The organism is Chryseobacterium panacisoli (genome assembly GCF_008274625.1).
Taxonomy (GTDB): domain Bacteria; phylum Bacteroidota; class Bacteroidia; order Flavobacteriales; family Weeksellaceae; genus Chryseobacterium; species Chryseobacterium panacisoli.
This window is the reverse complement of record NZ_VTRU01000001.1, coordinates 1,137,957-1,156,876: the sequence shown is the minus strand read 5'-3', so window position 1 is coordinate 1,156,876 and position 18,920 is coordinate 1,137,957. Positions and strand designations below refer to the sequence as shown.

Genomic DNA, 18,920 nt, shown 5'->3' with positions numbered 1-18,920 from the left:
TTATTTTTCCATATAATAAACTTCTTCGTAAGGTTGGATCAATACCCATCCGTGGCCTGAGAACTTCATCTGAAATTCTTCACCGCTACCTCTTCCGATAAGGCTTTTGAAAGAAACATTGGTTTTCAGTTCCGGGCTCAGGTTTCCGGACCATGCAACGGTAGCATTAGGATCTGTGAATACAGGTGTATCAGGAGTTACCAGTAAGGTTAACGGATCTCCGTGAGTTGTAATGGCAATATGCCCCGTTCCTGAAAGTTTCACCTGGAAAAGTCCGCCGGACATCATTCCTGCAATACTCTTAAGCATGGTAATATCACTGTTTACGCTTTGTTCATGAGCAAGAACATCATTTCCGTTCACACATACTGATTCATTATTCAGATAAAGAATACGTACTTTTTTTCCGGAATCTGCTACATACAATTTTCCCGTACCTTCTGCTTTCATAAGCTTGCTGCCTTCACCGCTGATTGCTTTTTTAAGAAGATTCCCAATTCCTCCGGCCAACATTCCCTGTCTTTCAAAATTGATATTGCCCACATAGCTTACCATGCTTCCTTTTTTAGTCCATACCGCCTGATTATTAAGATTGATTTCCAGAAGATGCTTGGTTTCCAGCTCAAAATAATCTCTTTGCTGCGGATTCTCTTTTGTTTCGTTGATAAATGCTTCAATTGAATATTTACTCATAATGATAATTTTTTTGATTGGTTGTTTTTATGTGGTTATCGATTTGATTTTGTTTAATTTGTATTCTCTCTTATTGCTTTTAGGATTCAGATCTACAAATTCATAGTATTCAAAATTGGCAAGTTTGGCCTTGAATACCTCAGCCGCTTTTTCTACCGACCAGGTTTTAGGATAGTGGAATCCTTCAAATTCAGCATTGAAAATCTCTGCTTTGAACTCATGGGAAAACTCATCATCACCTGCGTAGGTTAATGCAATTTTGCCGGTCCATGTAATATCATATTGATTGTTGCCTGTCTTTAAAAACCGAATTTCATGACCTGCACAGCTGTCATGGCCAAGCAGATAAATATTGAAGGCCAGATCATCACCATCAGAATGTTGTTCAGATGGAAGATCGTTGCTGGAAAGATTATTTTTAACAACAGCATCAAAGTCCAGTTTTTCATCAGGATTATTAATTCTGATTCCTCTTTTTTCACCCCAATACGTTGACGATAGAGTACAGGTATGGTAGTTTTCCCATACGCCTTTAGAGTCCCAGTCCGATAAATCTTCGTCTTCCTCATCATTGTCATGATCATCATTGGCGTAATAATCTTCAGTTTTTAAATGAAAATCAAACCAGATAAACCCATATTCATCAATTCGCCCGCTCCAGTTGAAGGTGACGATCTTATGTCCGCCAGGATACGGATTATTAAGGAAGTAGATTTTGCTTACTGGCTCCATGCTGAATTTAATTTTCCCAAAAGTAGAACTTTTTAAGCTTAAAAATCCCCGTAAAATCACGGTTTTATATTTCGTTGTAAATAATACTTGACAAAGGGGTGTTCAATGTCGTATATTTGCACTCCGAAAATTACACCTTGTAATTTCAATAATTTTTAAACCGTAATTTAAAAAATGAAAACATCAGATTTTAATTTTGATCTTCCTGCGGAATTATTAGCAGAACACCCATCAGAGCACAGAGACGAAGCTAGATTAATGGTACTTGATAGAAAAACACAAACTATTGAGCATAAATTATTCAAGGATGTAGTGGATTATTTTGATGAGGATGATTTGTTTATCTTCAACAATACTAAAGTTTTCCCTGCTCGTCTTTACGGAAATAAAGAAAAAACAGGTGCTAAAATTGAAGTTTTCTTATTAAGAGAGCTTGATAAAGAAACCAGAGTTTGGGATGTTCTGGTAGATCCGGCAAGAAAAATCAGAATTGGTAACAAATTATTCTTCACTGAAGATGAATCTTTGGTAGCGGAAGTTATTGATAACACCACTTCAAGAGGAAGAACATTAAGATTCTTATTCGACGGTTCTTACGACGAATTCAGAACGAAATTAAAAGAATTGGGAGAAACTCCACTTCCAAAGTATATCAAAAGAGCAGTAGAGCCGGAAGATGCAGAAAGATACCAGACTATCTATGCTAAAATAGAAGGAGCTGTTGCTGCACCTACAGCAGGTCTTCACTTCTCTAAGCATTTGATGAAGAGATTGGAGATCAAAGGAATCAATTTTGCTGAAGTAACACTTCACGTAGGATTGGGAACATTCAACCCGATTGAGGTAGAAGATCTTTCTAAGCACAAAATGGAATCTGAAGAGATCATCATCGATGAAAAAAATGCTGACCTTATCAATAGAGCAGTAGAATCTCACAGAAGAGTTTGTGCGGTAGGTACTACAACGATGAGAGCATTGGAAACTTCTGTTTCTTCAAACAAAAAGATCTCTGCTTTCAACGGATGGACAAATAAATTCATTTATCCGCCTCACGATTTCGGAGTCGCTACTTCAATGATCACAAACTTCCATACACCGAAGTCTACACTGCTTATGATGATTGCTGCCTTTGCAGGAAAAGATTTCGTAATGCAGGCTTATGAAGAAGCTGTAAGAGAAAAGTATAAATTCTATTCTTACGGTGACGCAATGCTTATTTTGTAATTAATTTTAAATTATAGATTATAAATTTTAGATTGATCCTAATCTTAGGAAAGGGTTTTAATCTAAAATTTATAATTTAAAATCTATAATCAACCCTATTTTGAAAGATATCCGTATATTATCACTGGACCAGCTTAAAGATTACTTTGAGTCTTTAGGAGAAAAACCGTTTCGTGCGAAACAGGTCTATGACTGGCTATGGAGTAAAAATCTCCATTCGATAGATGAAATGACGAATCTTTCGAAATCACTTCGTGAAAAAATTTCCGAAGAATATACCATTAATCCTGTTTCCGTAGATCTTCTTCAAAAAAGTACTGACGGAACCATCAAAAACGGAGTGAAACTTCATGACGGGCTGATGGTGGAATCTGTTCTTATTCCTACAGAAACAAGAACTACAGCCTGTGTATCTTCACAGGTAGGATGCTCATTAAACTGCGAATTCTGTGCTACAGCAAAACTGAAAAGGATGAGAAACCTTGAAGTAGCTGAAATTGTAGATCAGGTAGCCCTGATTGACAGCCAGAGCAGAATGTACTTCGAGAGACCGCTTTCCAATATTGTATTTATGGGAATGGGAGAGCCGATGATGAATTACAAGAACGTAGTGGAAGCCATCAGAAAAATTACCCAGCCGGAAGGATTGGGAATGTCTCCAAGAAGAATTACTGTTTCTACATCCGGTATTCCAAAGATGATCAAAATGCTTGCTGATGACGAGCTGCGTGTGAAACTGGCTTTATCCCTTCACTCAGCTATTGAATCAAAACGTAACGAGATCATGCCTTTCTCGGATAAATTTCCGTTGACGGATATTATGGAATCTCTTCAGTACTGGTATCAAAAAACAGGTTCTGTCATTACTTTTGAATACTGTGTATGGAAAGGAATCAATGACGGAGATGAAGATATTAAAGCTTTGATCAGATACTGCAAACAGGTTCCTTCAAAAGTAAATCTTATTCAATACAACCCGATTGGTGACGGAAAATATGATCAATGTAACAAACAGGCGGAAGAAAACTATATCCGTCAGCTTGAAAATGCAGGGATTACCGTAATGGTAAGAAGAAGCCGTGGAGGTGATATTGATGCAGCCTGCGGGCAATTGGCCAATAAAGCAACAGATTAAAATTTCCTTAAAAAAAATCAAAACTTCCTTAAAAAAAGGTTAAAATCCTAACTTTGCACAAATTATTTTGTGATGATGGATTTTCTTATGAGCGAGGATGGGCTGGAAAATGTGTATGCATGGGCTATCCCGCTGCATGCAACTGTTATTTTAGCTGAAATGATTTACAGCCACGTTTCAGAAGCTAAGCTATATAGCGGGAAAGATCTTGCTACCAATGTTTATCTGGCATTGATGAACTTTGGTCTGGACCTTATCATGAAAGCATTTGCCATGGGCGTTATGTTTTTCTTCTACAATCACAGACTTTTTTCATGGGATCTTAGTGTATGGTATCTGCTGGCCTGTTTTATCATCACAGATTTTGCCTATTATGTACTGCATTATGTGGACCATCGTTCCAGAGCATTCTGGGCTGTTCATATCACACACCACAGTTCAGAATACTTCAACCTTACAACAGGATTCAGAAGCCCTGTATTGCAGCCGCTTTACAGATATTTATATTTTTCACCGCTTGCATTTCTGGGATTTAATCCTTGGCATATTATGGTGGCTTACGCCATTGGTCAGGTATATGGAACGTGGGTTCATACACAGACTGTAAAGAGTATGGGGTTTTTGGAATATATTCTTGTCACTCCTTCCCATCACCGCGTTCATCATGCATGTAATGTAAAATATCTGGATAAGAACATGGGAATGTGTCTGATTATCTGGGATAAAATATTTGGTACTTTTCAAAAAGAAGACCCTAATATTCCTGTAAAATATGGAATCTATCCTAAAATGCCGGATAACAGACCAGATACAGTCCTTTTTTATGAATGGAGAAAAATCTGGAAAGATCTCAAACAGCCCGGATTAAAATTCACAGACAGAATCAATTATATTTTCAATTCACCGGGATGGAGACATGACGGAACCGGAAAAACGGTAAGGCAATACCAGAAAGAATATTTTGCAAAACAGGCAAAAAAGAAAGAACAACAGCAAACTCAGGACAAGCAGAAAACTGCTTAAGCTTGTTTTTAAAATCAATAGAAATCTAAGGGAGAAGCGGGCTATTTTAGCTCGTTTTTCTATTTTAAGATGAGAGAAAGGTGAATAATCAAAATAATAAATCTCTTAAACTTTCCAACTCAAAATCAAAAATTATTTTCAAAGGGCTCATAAAATATTTAGATTCCTACGGAATGAGAAGGTGTGTGGAGAAAAAAGCGCTTAGTTTGTCCATTCCGTAGGAATCTATGTTCTTATAACTTCAACGCTCTAAAATTCCAATCCCTCAACTTGCAATAAAATCTTACTTTTGTCTTATGAAAAAATTTCTTCTCATTGTTGCTCTTTTTACCATTCAATCTGCATTTTCCCAGCAGACCGACTTTCTGAAAATAAAAAAATACAGAGTTAATTATCTGAATGAGAAGATTGAAGAAACTTCAGGATTTGATATTTTAAACGGAAAATTATACACTTTCAACGATAGTGGAAATCCGGCTGAGCTTTTTGAAATTGATAAAAATAATGGCGAAATTATCCGAACACTGAAAACCAATTTGATTAATACAGATTGGGAGGCTTTGGCGAATGACGGTGAAAATTTTTATATCGGAGATTTTGGTAACAATACCGGGACAAGAAAAGATCTGATGATTTATAAAGTTCCTTACGGACGCCTTGATTCGTCTAATATCATTAAAATTCCGGGCTCAGAAAGAGCTTTAGACGGAACACGAATTCTCTTTTATTATCCTGAACAAACCGAATTTACCTCTAAAAATGCCAGCAATGATTTTGATGCGGAAGCCATGATCTATTTGAATGGAAAGCTTCATATTTTCACCAAAGAATGGGCCTCAAAGGCAACTTCGCATTATGTGGTAGATCCTGAAATTTCAGAACAGCAAAAAGCAGAAAAAATAGAAACTTATAAAACAGGTTTTGTCGTTACAGATGCTTCTTATTTTAATAAAAAGCTTTATTTGGTGGGGTATACCAAGAAAACGGAAGTCTTTTTAGATGTCTTTACTGAAACGGAGCCCGGAATATTTTTCAAAGAAAAACCAAAGCACTATTATCTGGGAACAGCTCTTTCATTAGCTCAGATTGAAGGAATAAGCGTAGATGAAAATGGAATTTATATTTCCGGAGAAAAATTTAAATCTCCATTGGGAACGGCAAAACCCTCTTTTTATTTTATCCCGAAAGATCAACTCAAAGATTAATTTGTCTTAAAATTGAGCGAAAAAAATTATCTTTGTGAGAATTAATAATTATTCACCCAGCATCGCAGATTTTGGCAAATATTGTAGAAGAGATTAAACGACCGATCAATGATGAAATGAAACTTTTTGAACAGAAGTTTTATGAATCAATGCAGAGTAAAGTGGCTTTATTAGATAAAGTAACCCGTTTTATTGTTACCACCAAAGGAAAACAGATGCGTCCAATGTTTGTATTTCTCTGTGCCAAGCTGGTGGGTGAAGTAACTGAAAAAACGTACCGCGGTGCGTCTATGATTGAGCTGATTCACACAGCAACTCTTGTACATGATGATGTAGTGGATGAAAGTTTTAAACGTCGTAATTTCTTTTCAATCAATGCTTTGTGGAAAAATAAAATTGCGGTTTTGGTAGGCGATTATCTCTTGTCAAAATCTGTATTATTATCTACAGATCATAAAGATTATGATTTACTTGGAGTAATTTCCAGAACAATCCGTGAAATGTCTGAAGGAGAGCTTTTACAGTTGGAAAAAGCCAGAAAGCTGGACATCACTGAAGATGTTTATTATGAAATTATCCGCCAGAAAACAGCAACTTTAATTGCTGCCTGCTGTGAAATAGGAGTTCTTTCCAATAATGCAGACGAAGCTTTGGCTAAGAAGATGATGGACTTTGGAACTTTTACAGGAATGGCATTTCAGATCAAAGATGACCTTTTCGATTATTTAAGTTCAAACGTAATCGGAAAACCCGTAGGAATTGATATTAAAGAACAAAAAATGACCCTGCCTTTAATTCATACCCTGAAAATAGCTGATGAGAAGGATAGAAAGTATTACTTTGATACTATAAAACGTTATAACAATAATCCCAAACGCGTAAAAGAGCTTATTGAATTCGTTAAAAGCTCCGGTGGTTTGGAATATGCTATTAAAGTGATGAAAGACTTCCAGCAGAAAGCAAAAGATCTCCTGAATGAGTTTCCGGATTCTGAAGCAAGAAAATCCTTGCATAGTATGCTGGATTATGTAATTGAAAGAAAATTTTAAAAAGTATTTATAAAATGATTCGGCGCACCTGTGGTGCGCCGAATCATTTTTATGTATGGTTTCCTCTTTATATTTTCTGTACCGTTACATTCGTCACATTTCCATTTCCTGTAGGTCCCATCTCTGTTGATAAAATAGTACATGCCTGATTGGGAGCTGCAGTAAAACGAATCTGATAATTTGCTGTAGGTACAACAATTACAGTTGTGTAGTTCATGAGTTCTCCGATCCTTGTTGAAGCAGTCAGGGTAGGAGTTGTAGCTCCTGCATAATGGCTTCCCCTTCCCAGGTAGTTACTGTCCGGAACAGGTCTGATCCCTAAAAGTAATTGCGCTCCTGCAGAAATATTTGTAAAACTTGCCTGCAAAGTCACCAGATAATTACCTGGCTGATTAAACGTCAGAACCCCCGAAGAAGTGTTGTAAGAATAAAATGGTGAAGTAGCAACCGGGCTGGCAAACATTAATGTCACAATTGAAGCAGCACTGCTAATGTTCTGATCTGCAGCCAAACGTGCATGAAATAATGAGTAGGCTGTAAAGTCAATAGTTTTCAAGACACCAGTGGCATCAGCAACAACTACTCTATCTGTTCCGCCAACTCCAATATTGGAATTAATATTTCGGACACGTACATTTCCTGAACCTACATCCAGCTTTTCTGTTGGCGTAATGGTACCTATACCTACTTGTGCTGTATTGGTCACTGCAAAATCATTAACTTGTTGTACGGCTGAAGGAGCTCCTGATGTTGAATTGTCTTTGGCACCATCAATATGAAACGTTGTTTGAGGGTTTGATGTATTTATTCCTACTTGTGCAAAATAAAGTGTAGAAAAGGCAAAGACCTTAACTATGGTCAGTAATTTTTTTGTCATCTTATAGTGTTTTTAAAATAATTACTGACGTCAATTTCAAATAATATACCAGAAAAGCAAAAACTCATGTTTTTCGATAAATATCTATAGCTTATGGTTCGAGAATAGCAATTGATTTCATATTTTTTGAACTAGATTATTTTTAGGCTTACAATAATAACTGCTAGAACTATACAAAATAAAGCGATTAAAAATAAATAATCCGCAATACTCTCAAAGGTATATTCCCGTTTTTTAGCTGTCGTTCTGATAGCCAGAAATGAGAAAAAGCAGCTGCATGCAAAAAAGATGCTGGCAAGTCCCGCAAATTCGTCCAAATGTGTATTCTGACTGATTTTAGCGATTTTTAGAGATGTCATGATAATCAATGAAAATCCTAAAAGATTGCTTGATGCATTCAAAATGTGAGGTGATTTTTTTTCCATTTTTTACAATTTTTTTCAAAATAAAGCACAATTTTTTTTATTATCAAATTTTTAAAAAAGATTATTGAAAATTAAAATTAATTTAAAAAGTGTATATTAGCAAAATACTTGAAGACTAAAAAACTTTTTTACTTAGCTATGCAAACAACCTATATTGAAACACAGCAAATATCCTTTCAAGATTTTAAAAATCAGATACTTGAAGATTACAGGTTAGGAAGGATCTCTCGTGAAATGTCTTATCTCGGAAGGAGAGAAGTACTCACTGGAAAAGCTAAATTCGGAATTTTTGGGGATGGAAAAGAACTTCCTCAGCTTGCAATGGCGAAAGTTTTCAGAAATGGAGACTTCCGTTCAGGATATTACAGGGATCAGACTTTTGCATTGGCAATAGATGCCTTAACAGTGGAAAGTTTCTTTGCACAGATGTATGCAGATACAAGCGTGGAAAGAGAGCCTGCTTCAGCTGGAAGACAGATGAACGGGCATTTTGCAACAAGAAGTTTAAATGAAGACGGAAGCTGGAAAGATTTGACAGCTCAGAAAAATATTTCTTCAGATATTTCTCCTACAGCAGGACAAATGCCAAGATTATTGGGATTAGCTCAGGCTTCTACAATTTATAAAAGTGTAAAATTTGAAGGTTCAGAAAAATTCTCAAGAGAAGGAAACGAAATAGCTTTCGGGACAATTGGAGATGCTTCTACTGCAGAAGGTCATTTCTGGGAAACCCTGAATGCGGCATGTGCACTTCAGGTTCCTATGATTGTTTCTATCTGGGATGACGGGTACGGAATTTCAGTTCCTACTAAAAATCAAAGAGCAAAAGCTGACATCAGTGAAATGCTAAGCGGTTTCCAGAGAAAAGACGGAGAGAATCAGGGATGTGAAATCATTCAGGTGAAAGCTTGGGATTATCCTGCATTATTGGATGCATATGCTAAGGCAGAACATTTTGCAAGAACAGAAAGTGTACCGGTAGTAGTTCATGTAATTGATGTTACTCAGCCTCAGGGCCACTCTACATCCGGATCTCACGAAAGATATAAAAATGAAGAACGTCTGGCTTGGGAAGCTGAGTTTGACGGATTGGCAAAATTCAAAGAATGGATTCTGAACTATTCTATTGAAATTGATGGAAATGAAGAGGTGATTGCTACTACCGAAGAGCTGGAAGCCATTGATGAAGAAGCAAAAAAAATAGCAAAAGCTGGACAGAAAACGGCTTGGGAAAACTATCAGAAAGCAGTTTCAGAACTTATTCAGTCTATCTTACCTTTAGTAGAAAGCCTTAAAGGGCAGAATACTGAAGTTGAGACATATATTTCTCAATTCAACAAACTTGTTTCAAAAGCTAAAAAGGATATTTTCCATTTGGTAAGAAAAGCTTTACTGGCAACAAGAGGTACGAACTCTGCAGAAAGAAATCAATTGATGCAGAAGTACAATGAAGTGGCTGCTGTTGAAAAAGACAACTATTCATCTCACTTATACTCTCAGTCGGAGTGGAAGTCTGAAAACATTCAGGAGATTAAGCCGGTATATTCCGACAGTTCTGAAGATGTAGACGGAAGAGTAGTGATCAGAAATAATTTTGACAAAATTTTTGAAAAATATCCTGAAACCTTAATCTTTGGTGAAGATACCGGAAACATCGGTGACGTAAACCAGGGATTGGAAGGAATGCAGGAAAAATACGGTGCTTTGCGTATCGCTGATACAGGAATCCGTGAAGCAACCATTCTTGGGCAGGGAATTGGTATGGCTATGAGAGGTTTGAGACCTATTGCTGAAATCCAGTACCTGGACTATGTTCTTTACTGTTTACAGGGAATGAGTGATGATCTTGCTACCGTACACTACAGAACAAAAGGAGGGCAGAAAGCTCCATTGATCATCAGAACAAGAGGTCACAGATTGGAAGGGATCTGGCATTCAGGTTCTCCAATGGCAGGTATTCTGAACCTTTCAAAAGGAATTCTGGTATTGGTACCTAGAAATCTTACTAAAGCTGCCGGATTCTATAACACTATGCTTCAGGCTGACGAACCTGCGATTATTGTAGAATGTCTGAACGGATACAGATTAAAAGAGAAACAACCGGATAACTTAGGAGAATTCACTGTTCCTGTGGGTAAGATTGAAGTAACTAAAGAAGGAAAAGATGTTACTTTGGTCACTTACGGTTCTACATGGAGAATTGTAACGGAGGCAGCTAACGAATTGGAAAAACTTGGAATTTCAGCAGAAGTGATTGATATTCAGTCGTTAATTCCTTTCGATTTATCTCACGAAATTGCTGAAAGTGTTAAGAAAACCAACAGATTAGTAGTGATTGACGAAGATGTGGAAGGAGGAACTACAGGGTTCATCTTACAGCAGATTCTTGAAAAGCAGAAGGCATTCAGATATCTGGATTCAGATCCGTTAACGATCTCTGCAAATGATCACAGACCTGCCTATGCAAGTGATGGTGACTACTTCAGCAAGCCGTCTACAGATGATATGGTAGAAAAGATCTACGCAATGTTTAATGAAACAAATCCTCAGAAATATCCTGCGATATTCTAATTGGATTTTAGATACATTTTAAAACCGCTTCTTTTGGGAGCGGTTTTATTTTTATGATGTAAGCAGTAGAATTTGTAGATTTGATAAAGAATTTCTTTTAAACTTTTGATGAAAATAACACAACTCGTTATCCTGTTCAATTATAAGAAAATATTGCTCGGTATTTTGATATCGGTTTCTTTTTTTGTACTCTCATTTCTATTAAATTCAGACATGCTGATTATATTATTAAGAGTCCTTGGAAGTCTTATTATTTTAAATATAATAGCCTCATTTATTGCTTCATACATTTTATATGATAATTCTGATTTATATGAACTGAAGGGATTAAATGAGTTTCTGGATTGGGAGAAAATAGAAAATGCTGTTGTGATTCATGCAAGCTTTGATCCTTTATCAGGAAAGCTGGAAAAAAAATATCCAAATATCAATTTTACAGTTTGTGATATTTACGGCAACAGACATGAGCATGAAAGCGGAATTGAAGTTTCAAAGAAAATGTTTCCTCCCAATCCTAAGGAAATAAGAATATCGCCTGATAGTTTACCTTTTGAAAGCGAATCACAAGATATGATTCTGGCAGTCACAGCACTTCATGAGATACTTGATCATCATAAGAGAGTTTTGTTTTTCAAAGAAGCAAAAAGAATACTGAAAAAAGGGGGGGGATTATCATATCTGAGCAGTTTAGGGATGCTACCAATTTTATTTTTTTTAATATTGGAGCTTTTCATTTTTTAAGTCAGAAACAATGGGAGAAAGCAATTTCACCAGCAGAGATGAAAATATTGAAAAACAAGAAAATCACCTCTTTTGCCAATATGTTGATTATAAAGAAAGATTAGAATAAACATTTTAAATTGCTGCTGGCATTATTAATTTAATCTTTCTCAGCCAGAGTAATTCTCAGTTTATTCAAAGTGTTCATCAAAGTTATACTTGCTGTCAGTTCTACAATTTCCCGTTCTGTAAATTGCTCTATCAGTTTTGATTTGATCGCTTGCCAATCATCTTTGCTGTAAGTGAGGGCTTCAGCCCATTCTAAAACAAGCTTTTGTTGATCATTGAAGGCATTGGTATGTTTCCAACCTGGAAGTCTGTTAATGATATCCTGTTCAAAGCCAAAATCAGACAATTCTTTAGTATGATAACTACAGCAATAAGCACATCCATTGATTTGAGAGACACGTAGCTCTACCAGAGCGATCAGTTTTTCATTAATACCGGATTTTCGGATGCTGTTGTGGGCTTTGTATAGATTTCCAATGGTTTCTTTTGCAGTTTCTTTGTAATTCATAATGAAAATTTTTCTGCAAATTTGCATCAGAAAAGGTTTTGAACCTATATACTTACACTTTGGTTATATACTTACCTTTTTGAAAGTAGCCTCAATAAATTTTGGCCAGTAAAAGAAAAAGACTATCAAACATTGACAGCCTTATTATTTTTTACATCCTCATTCAAAAAAGCACAGTCTTTATCTTCATGCTGTCCTTTCACCTGATATTTCGCTTCCCATTCTTCCAGTAAATAGAGAATAGGTAACAAAGCCAATCCTTTTTCTGTAAGAGAATATTCTACTCGTGGAGGCAGTTCCTTAAACTCTTCACGGATCACCAGTCCATCCGCTTCCATCTCTCTTAATTGATCAGTTAATACCTTTCTGGAAATGACATTAATGCGTACTGCCAGTTCTCCAAAACGTAGCTTCCTGTCTTTTATAACAAGAACTATAATAGGTTTCCATTTGCTTCCCAAGGCGGCCATTGCTTTACCTAAAGGGCAGCTGTATTGCATTAATTCATTCTTTTTCATAAGAAAATCTTTATTTTAAATACCCTATGGAACCGGAGTTTCATACGTTACTTTGATGTTACTAATGTAAGTTACTGCGAAGTTACCACTATTTTTTTAATAAAGGATACAAAAGTGAACTATTATTAGTTACTTTGTGTAACAATTATAAAATATAAATTTAAATATGAGCACATCATCATTATTTAAACCGTTTCAATACAAAAATTTACAGCTTAAAAATAGAATCGTAATGGCTCCTATGACCAGGGCACAGTCTGACAATGGAGTTCCCACTCAGAATATCGCAGACTATTATGGGAGAAGGGCTGCTTCGGAGGTAGGGTTAATCCTTTCTGAGGGAACAGTGATCAACAGACCTGGATCAAAAAATATGCAGAACATTCCTGATTTCTATGGTACAGAAGCTTTAAATGGCTGGAAAAATGTAATAGATACCGTACATCATAATGGAGGTAAAATGGGTCCTCAGATCTGGCATGTAGGAGATACAAGAATGTCCGAGGACTATCCTTTAGTTCAAATGGAAAAGGCTTCAACAATGACTATTGAAGATATTCAGGATACCATTGCACAGTTTGCATCTTCTGCAAAATCTGCGAAAGACCTTGGTTTCGACTGTATTGAAATTCATGGTGCTCACGGGTATCTTATCGACCAGTTTTTCTGGGAAGTAACCAATACTAGAACAGATGAATATGGTGGTAAAACATTAAAAGAAAGAAGCCGATTTGCTGTTGATGTCGTGAAGGCGATCAGAGCAGCAGTAGGAGAGGACCTTACTATTATCATCCGTCTTTCACAATGGAAACAGCAGGATTATAAAACCAGACTGGCATTCACTCCAAACGAAATGGAAGACTGGTTAGTACCATTAAAAGAAGCTGGTGTAGATATCTTCCACTGTTCACAGCGCCGTTTCTGGGAACCGGAATTTGAAGGTTCTGATCTGAATTTTGCAGGATGGGCTAAAAAAATCACTGGACAACCAACCATTACAGTAGGTTCTGTGGGCTTAAACGGAGATTTTCTTAATGCTTTTGCAGGACAGGGAACAGAAAAAACAGATCTTACAGAACTGATCAGAAGACTTGATAATGAAGAATTTGATTTGGTTGCAGTGGGAAGAGCTATTTTACAGGATCACCAATGGGTACAGAAGATCAAAGATGGAAACACTGAAGCTCTTCTGGACTTTTCAGCAGAAAGTATGGGCGTTTTATTTTAATATCAGCAAGAAAATGGTGAATTTGCTTCGCGGTCAATTTTTTAACAGCATAATTTATTTACTTGCGAAGCTTAATTGACCATTCAATCTGGTATTAAATCAGCATAATTCACTTTATTTTATATTTAATTTTCACCTATTTATTAAAGAACCCGATTTCAGAATTTCTGAAATCGGGTTTTATTGCTTTTTTTATAAACAATTTTTAAAAGCTTTGAATTTCACTTTATAAGAATCTGCATCCGGTTGCAGCGGGTTCGCATGACCAGTAGGCAGGAACTCCATTTTCAGCTTTGTGGCGGCAAGCAACAGTATCTCCTTCACATTGTGGTGCATTTCCTCCGATGATTTTTTTTAATGTCGATTTTGTTAATTTCTTTAGATTTTTCATGTTAATTAATTTGTTGATTCATACAAATATAATATTTTTTGTAAATCAAACAATATTTTGCACTAAAATGGGAAATATATTCTTTCAAAGAAAAGTATTAAAAAAATAAACCCGCTTCCGGAAATGCCGGAAGCGGGTTTTAACAGATTTAAATATCTAAAACTGCCTTTAAACCGGCAGAAATGATTTCCTTATCTTATAAACCAATATTTTTAGTTGGCTTCAATTGCTTTAAGATGTTCTTTGGAATTGCATTTTTGTGAACAAGAATTGCTGTTGATTTGTATTCAACATAAGGTCTTGTTACGTAAATATATCCGGCAAAATCATTGGTTACACCCCATGAGTTTTTTACCATGTAATATTCTTTACCGGTTTGATCTTTTGCCAGACCTACGATGTGCATACCGTGATCATCCGTTGTAGAAAGATTGTTAAGGGCTTTCTGACGCATGTCTTCAGTGATGGTCTTATCTTTTTTAGGTTCTGTAAACAAAGTCTGCTTGTTTTCTGCAGTGATCTGATCAAGTTCCATATCAGGAACATAAGCCACACCATTTTTGTAAGAGAAATAAGGCTCAGAAACGTCAGTTGCCCAACCTACAGAATATCCTTTGGTTACTGCATTGTCAATGATTGCTGTAAGGTCTTTCATCGGTACATTCCAGTCAGAATCGTGGCTCCAGTTATCAGGAATCGGAACTACAAATTTCTCATAGTATGCATAGTCTTTATAAGAAGATAATTCTACATAATCTTCAGCATTAATTCCTACGACTTCCTTTGCAAATGTTTTCGGAGTATAGTTTTTCCCTTCATACGTAAAATTAGAAGGTACTTTTCCTAAATATTCATCCAGTATAGCATCTACAGAATCCATCCAGTTATCCGTAAGCTTTCCTTTTGAAGAAGCCTGAACAAGGCTGTCAAGAACCGGTTTCAGTTTCCCTTGCATTTCCTTGAAGTTATTCGTAGTTTGTCCGGCTTTTAATCCTGTGTACACATCCTGAGGAACTGCTCCATACTTCTTGTACATATTGATTACGTCGTGAAGTTCTCCTCCGTCGCCCCAGCTGATCGCGCCATTGTTCAAAACGTATAATTTCGCTTTATCATGATAAGAGTTTCTTGCTGTAAAAATTTCAGCGAGATCTACAGGCTTTTTGCCCATTCTCTGCATTTCAGATTCAAGGAAAGAATTTCCTGAGTAGCTCCAGCAAGTTCCTGAGGAACCCTGGTTCTTTACAGAAGTTGCACCCACGTCTTTTAACGTTGTGAACTTAAAGTTAGCATTTTGTGATTGGTTGTTTTTTAACTTGTTGATTAAGTCATCTTGGGCAAACATCATACTTCCTGCAGACAAAACAAAAAGTAATGATGCAATTTTGGCATTTTTCATTACTATAAAAAGATTATTTATATTAAGAGTCGTTGATAATAGAGATTTGTTACAGATGGAAAGGTTAAATTTGAAATGAAAAAAAATATCAAATGACTGATTTGAAAATTTGTTTTCGCTATTTTTCTAAAAAAGTTAATCATGTTTCCAACCCCTGCAAAAGTTTCTGCATCTATAATAGTATAACTCCTGACTATGGAACAAGAATTATTACTGGAATGCCAGCGTAGCGACCGTAATGCACAGCGGAAGGTCTACGAGAAAATGGCGGGCAGGCTTTACGCAGTCTGCAGACGCTATTTAAAAAATGACGAAGATATAGAAGAAGTATTGGCCGATACGTTCTACAAAATTTTCACAAAGATTACCCAGCTTCAGAACCCCGAAACTTTTGAGGCGTGGGCCAGAAAAATTGCAGTGAACGAATGTCTTCAGAAATTAAGATCCAATAAGGGATTGCTGATTTCCCTTGAAGAAAATTTCATAGATCATTCTGAAGGAACTACAGAAAATATTTCCCTGGAAAAAGATATCCTGAGTTTACTAAACTTCCTTCCTGAAGGCTGCAGAGCTATTTTTAATCTTTTCGCTATTGAAGGATATCCTCATAAAGAAATAGCCGCTATGCTTTCCATCAGCGAGGGTACATCAAAATCCCAGCTCAATTTTGCAAGAAAAAAGCTGCAGGAACTTTTAGTGAATCAAAACATTTAAACTTTTACAACAATGGAAAATAATCATATAGATCAACAATTCAATGAAGCTTCCAAGCTTTCAGAAGAACCAACTGTTTTTCCTGGTTTTGAAAAAGTATGGGGAAAAATTGAAAAGAAATTAGATAAAAAAGAAGAGAAAAAGAGAGCCATTCCTATTTGGCTGCCCTATGGTATTGCCGCAAGTTTGATAATTGGTTTGGGAGCTTTTTACTTTATAAATAATAAAAAGATTGCAGGACCTTTAAAGCCTGTAATCGCACAGAATACAACTTTAAGAGGTCCGGTTACCAAAACAGATATTGCGAAAATAGACAGTACGATAAAGAATAATATCCAGAAAGAAAAATTGCCTGTACATGTACCTCTCCCCATAGCATATCAGTCATCAGAGGTTATAATAATGGAACCCTATAAGTCTCATCCTATTTGTAATTTACCACCACAAGTAGACGCTCAGGATAGGATAACAGCAACTTTACCCCAAATATATAATGATACTTTGAAGACAAAAGAGATTGAAGAAGTTGTTGTAATGGGATATTCAAGGGCAGTTAAAAGTAAGATTGTGTCATCTTCTTCAACTGTGATGATTGCTTCCAGAGATAAAGTTCCTGTACACTCTCCGGTTACAGTATCTTCATTGGCAGGAAGTGCTGCAGGTATAGAAGTATCAACCGGAATTAAAAAGCCCGGTGAAATATTAATCAGAGGAGCAAGAAGCATAGATGGCCGTTCTAGAAATCCATTGTACATTGTTGATGGAGTTATAATAGGCAGTGAGTCTGAAATTTTGAATACACTGGATCCTAAAAAAATAAAAGAATTAAAAGTACTGAAAGGGCTTGAAGCTACTGCCCTGTATGGAAGCAAAGCTAATAACGGAGTTGTTGTGATCACTACGAAAGGATTATCTAAAGCAGAAATAGAGAAACTTAAAAAAGTTTCTTCAGACAGTGCGGAGAAAAAAATAAAAGAACCTGAAGAACCCGAAAAAATACTTCCAAAAGCAGGCCAGCTGACAGCAGGAGAAGTGAATGATTTCTCTAAGTGGGATTATTGGAAAGATATTACAGTTCCTACTTTAAACCAGTATAAAAATACATGGAAATTTTTTCCCAATAAGAGAGTTTCAGTTCAGCTGGTCAATAGGGACAGAAAACCGGTCATAGGCGAAAAAGTAAAACTATCAGATGATAAGAAAAGCATTATTTGGGAAGCTGTTTCAGATAATCTTGGTAATGTAGAATTATGGATATCACCATTGACGGATGAAAACCCAGACTCAGAGAAATATTATCTGTCTGATAGTTCAGGGCAGATCATAAGCAACAATATCAGAACATTTAAAAATGGACAAAATCTGATTATGATGGATAAACCCTGTCTGCAAAAACGAGTGTTGGACCTTGCTTTTGTAGTGGATGCTACAGGTTCCATGGGAGATGAGATTTCTTATCTTCAGTCTGAACTTCTGGATGTATTGAAAAAGATCGAAGGAAATCTTAAAAATACAACGGTAAGGTACGGCTCCGTTTTCTACAGAGATCATGGGGATGAATATGTGACCCGGAAATTTGATTTTTCGGATAAAGCAGAAGATCTTGTAGGATTTATTAAAAAACAAAAGGCCGGAGGTGGTGGAGATACACCGGAAGCAGTTGTAGAAGCACTGAAAGTTTCTGTTGATGAACTGAAATGGAGTCATGAAAATTCAACCAAAATAATGTTTTTAATTCTGGATGCACCACCACACCATTCAGATGAGAATATAAAGGAACTTTATAGTACAATAAAGGCTGCTGCAAAGAAAGGAATTACAATTATTCCATTGGCTGCCAGTGATACAGATAAGCAGACGGAATATCTGATGCGGACCTTTGCTTTACTTACCAACGGTACATATACATTCCTTACGGATGACAGTGGGATAGGAAACAGCCATATCAAACCTACTATAGATTCCTATGAAGTTGAAAAACTGAATGATTTATTATTAAGATTGATTCTCCAAAGAGCAATTTTACCGGAATGCAGCACAGGAATTTCAAATGATCATATCAATAAAAAAATGGAGAAAGAAATTGACAATCAGATAGATAATAAGACTGTAATATTCCCGAACCCAACAAAAGGTTTGATGCAGATAAAAACAAGGAAATCAATCGAAGAACTGTTTGTTTATGATCTCGCTGGAAAAATTATTATGAGAAAAGAAAAATTACCTGAAGGTAAAAACACAATTGATTTAACATCTTATCCACAAGGGATTTATCTTGTGCGTATTTACACTAATGATCTGTGGGAAACGTTTAAGGTCATTAAAAATTAACTGTCTTTAAAGAAAGAGATTTCCCCGGAGATTTCTTTCTTTAATTTAGAAAAACTGGTTTTATCAAATATTTAGTAACAGGTTTGAATTTATTTTAATAATTTCCTG

At 36.1% G+C, this 18,920-nt stretch carries 18 protein-coding genes; 10 read left to right on the top strand and 8 right to left on the bottom strand.

Annotated features, from left to right (window positions below; genetic code table 11):
- Both FW781_RS05195 and FW781_RS05190 read right to left on the bottom strand, forming a co-directional pair.
- Positions 1-693, bottom strand: coding sequence for an AIM24 family protein (locus FW781_RS05195; protein ID WP_045499102.1), 693 nt, complete (start codon positions 691-693; stop codon positions 1-3).
- A gap of 27 nt (positions 694-720) precedes the next feature.
- Entirely contained in the window at positions 721-1,425 is a 705-nt protein-coding gene (locus FW781_RS05190) for a hypothetical protein (RefSeq protein WP_149386442.1), read from the bottom strand.
- A gap of 174 nt (positions 1,426-1,599) precedes the next feature.
- On the opposite strand from FW781_RS05190, the gene queA reads away from it, so the two are divergent.
- From queA to FW781_RS05165, 5 genes are all read left to right on the top strand, one after another.
- On the top strand, positions 1,600-2,649 hold the full coding sequence (gene queA / locus FW781_RS05185) for a tRNA preQ1(34) S-adenosylmethionine ribosyltransferase-isomerase QueA (RefSeq protein ID WP_047388096.1): 1,050 nt from the start codon (positions 1,600-1,602) through the stop codon (positions 2,647-2,649).
- A 100-nt stretch (positions 2,650-2,749) separates the two neighbouring features.
- Positions 2,750-3,784, top strand: coding sequence for a 23S rRNA (adenine(2503)-C(2))-methyltransferase RlmN (gene rlmN, locus FW781_RS05180; protein WP_149386441.1), 1,035 nt, complete (start codon positions 2,750-2,752; stop codon positions 3,782-3,784).
- A 72-nt stretch (positions 3,785-3,856) separates the two neighbouring features.
- A complete protein-coding gene (locus FW781_RS05175; protein ID WP_149386440.1) occupies positions 3,857-4,807 on the top strand; it encodes a sterol desaturase family protein in 951 nt (316 codons plus the stop codon).
- 296 nt (positions 4,808-5,103) lie between these two features.
- A complete protein-coding gene (locus FW781_RS05170; protein WP_149386439.1) occupies positions 5,104-6,012 on the top strand; it encodes a hypothetical protein in 909 nt (302 codons plus the stop codon).
- A 71-nt stretch (positions 6,013-6,083) separates the two neighbouring features.
- Positions 6,084-7,061 (top strand): polyprenyl synthetase family protein, encoded by a 978-nt coding sequence (locus FW781_RS05165; RefSeq protein ID WP_149386438.1) that lies wholly within the window; start codon positions 6,084-6,086, stop codon positions 7,059-7,061.
- Between the two features lie 67 nt (positions 7,062-7,128).
- On the opposite strand, the gene FW781_RS05160 is transcribed toward FW781_RS05165, so the two are convergent.
- Together FW781_RS05160 and FW781_RS05155 are read right to left on the bottom strand one after the other, a co-directional pair.
- On the bottom strand, positions 7,129-7,938 hold the full coding sequence (locus tag FW781_RS05160) for a hypothetical protein (RefSeq protein WP_149386437.1): 810 nt from the start codon (positions 7,936-7,938) through the stop codon (positions 7,129-7,131).
- Between the two features lie 131 nt (positions 7,939-8,069).
- Entirely contained in the window at positions 8,070-8,363 is a 294-nt protein-coding gene (locus tag FW781_RS05155; RefSeq protein ID WP_149386436.1) for a hypothetical protein, read from the bottom strand.
- A 138-nt stretch (positions 8,364-8,501) separates the two neighbouring features.
- Between FW781_RS05155 and FW781_RS05150 the strand changes: the two genes are divergently transcribed.
- Together FW781_RS05150 and FW781_RS05145 are read left to right on the top strand one after the other, a co-directional pair.
- The gene (locus FW781_RS05150) at positions 8,502-10,934 is read left to right on the top strand and encodes an alpha-ketoacid dehydrogenase subunit alpha/beta (RefSeq protein WP_149386435.1); all 2,433 of its coding nucleotides are present in this window, start codon (positions 8,502-8,504) and stop codon (positions 10,932-10,934) included.
- Positions 10,935-11,147: 213 nt separating this feature from the next.
- On the top strand, positions 11,148-11,675 hold the full coding sequence (locus FW781_RS05145; protein WP_172625669.1) for a class I SAM-dependent methyltransferase: 528 nt from the start codon (positions 11,148-11,150) through the stop codon (positions 11,673-11,675).
- A 139-nt stretch (positions 11,676-11,814) separates the two neighbouring features.
- On the opposite strand, the gene FW781_RS05140 is transcribed toward FW781_RS05145, so the two are convergent.
- On the bottom strand, positions 11,815-12,231 hold the full coding sequence (locus tag FW781_RS05140; RefSeq protein ID WP_149386433.1) for a carboxymuconolactone decarboxylase family protein: 417 nt from the start codon (positions 12,229-12,231) through the stop codon (positions 11,815-11,817).
- A gap of 125 nt (positions 12,232-12,356) precedes the next feature.
- Positions 12,357-12,749: a winged helix-turn-helix transcriptional regulator gene (locus FW781_RS05135; RefSeq protein WP_149386432.1), complete on the bottom strand. Its 393-nt coding sequence runs from the start codon at positions 12,747-12,749 to the stop codon at positions 12,357-12,359.
- A 166-nt stretch (positions 12,750-12,915) separates the two neighbouring features.
- Between FW781_RS05135 and FW781_RS05130 the strand changes: the two genes are divergently transcribed.
- Complete coding sequence (locus FW781_RS05130) at positions 12,916-13,977, top strand: NADH:flavin oxidoreductase (protein WP_149386431.1); 1,062 nt, start codon at positions 12,916-12,918, stop codon at positions 13,975-13,977.
- Between the two features lie 226 nt (positions 13,978-14,203).
- Here FW781_RS05130 and FW781_RS22350 read toward each other — a convergent pair whose 3' ends face one another.
- Together FW781_RS22350 and FW781_RS05125 are read right to left on the bottom strand one after the other, a co-directional pair.
- Positions 14,204-14,368, bottom strand: a complete 165-nt coding sequence (locus FW781_RS22350) for a bacteriocin-like protein (protein WP_172625668.1) — start codon at positions 14,366-14,368, stop codon at positions 14,204-14,206.
- A gap of 196 nt (positions 14,369-14,564) precedes the next feature.
- Positions 14,565-15,767 carry a C1 family peptidase gene (locus FW781_RS05125; protein WP_149386430.1) on the bottom strand — a complete coding sequence of 401 codons (1,203 nt, stop codon included), beginning with the start codon at positions 15,765-15,767 and terminating at the stop codon, positions 14,565-14,567.
- Positions 15,768-15,962: 195 nt separating this feature from the next.
- Between FW781_RS05125 and FW781_RS05120 the strand changes: the two genes are divergently transcribed.
- Together FW781_RS05120 and FW781_RS05115 are read left to right on the top strand one after the other, a co-directional pair.
- Positions 15,963-16,481, top strand: coding sequence for an RNA polymerase sigma factor (locus FW781_RS05120; RefSeq protein ID WP_149386429.1), 519 nt, complete (start codon positions 15,963-15,965; stop codon positions 16,479-16,481).
- Between the two features lie 12 nt (positions 16,482-16,493).
- Positions 16,494-18,812: a T9SS type A sorting domain-containing protein gene (locus FW781_RS05115; protein WP_149386428.1), complete on the top strand. Its 2,319-nt coding sequence runs from the start codon at positions 16,494-16,496 to the stop codon at positions 18,810-18,812.
- Positions 18,813-18,920: the final 108 nt, after the last annotated feature.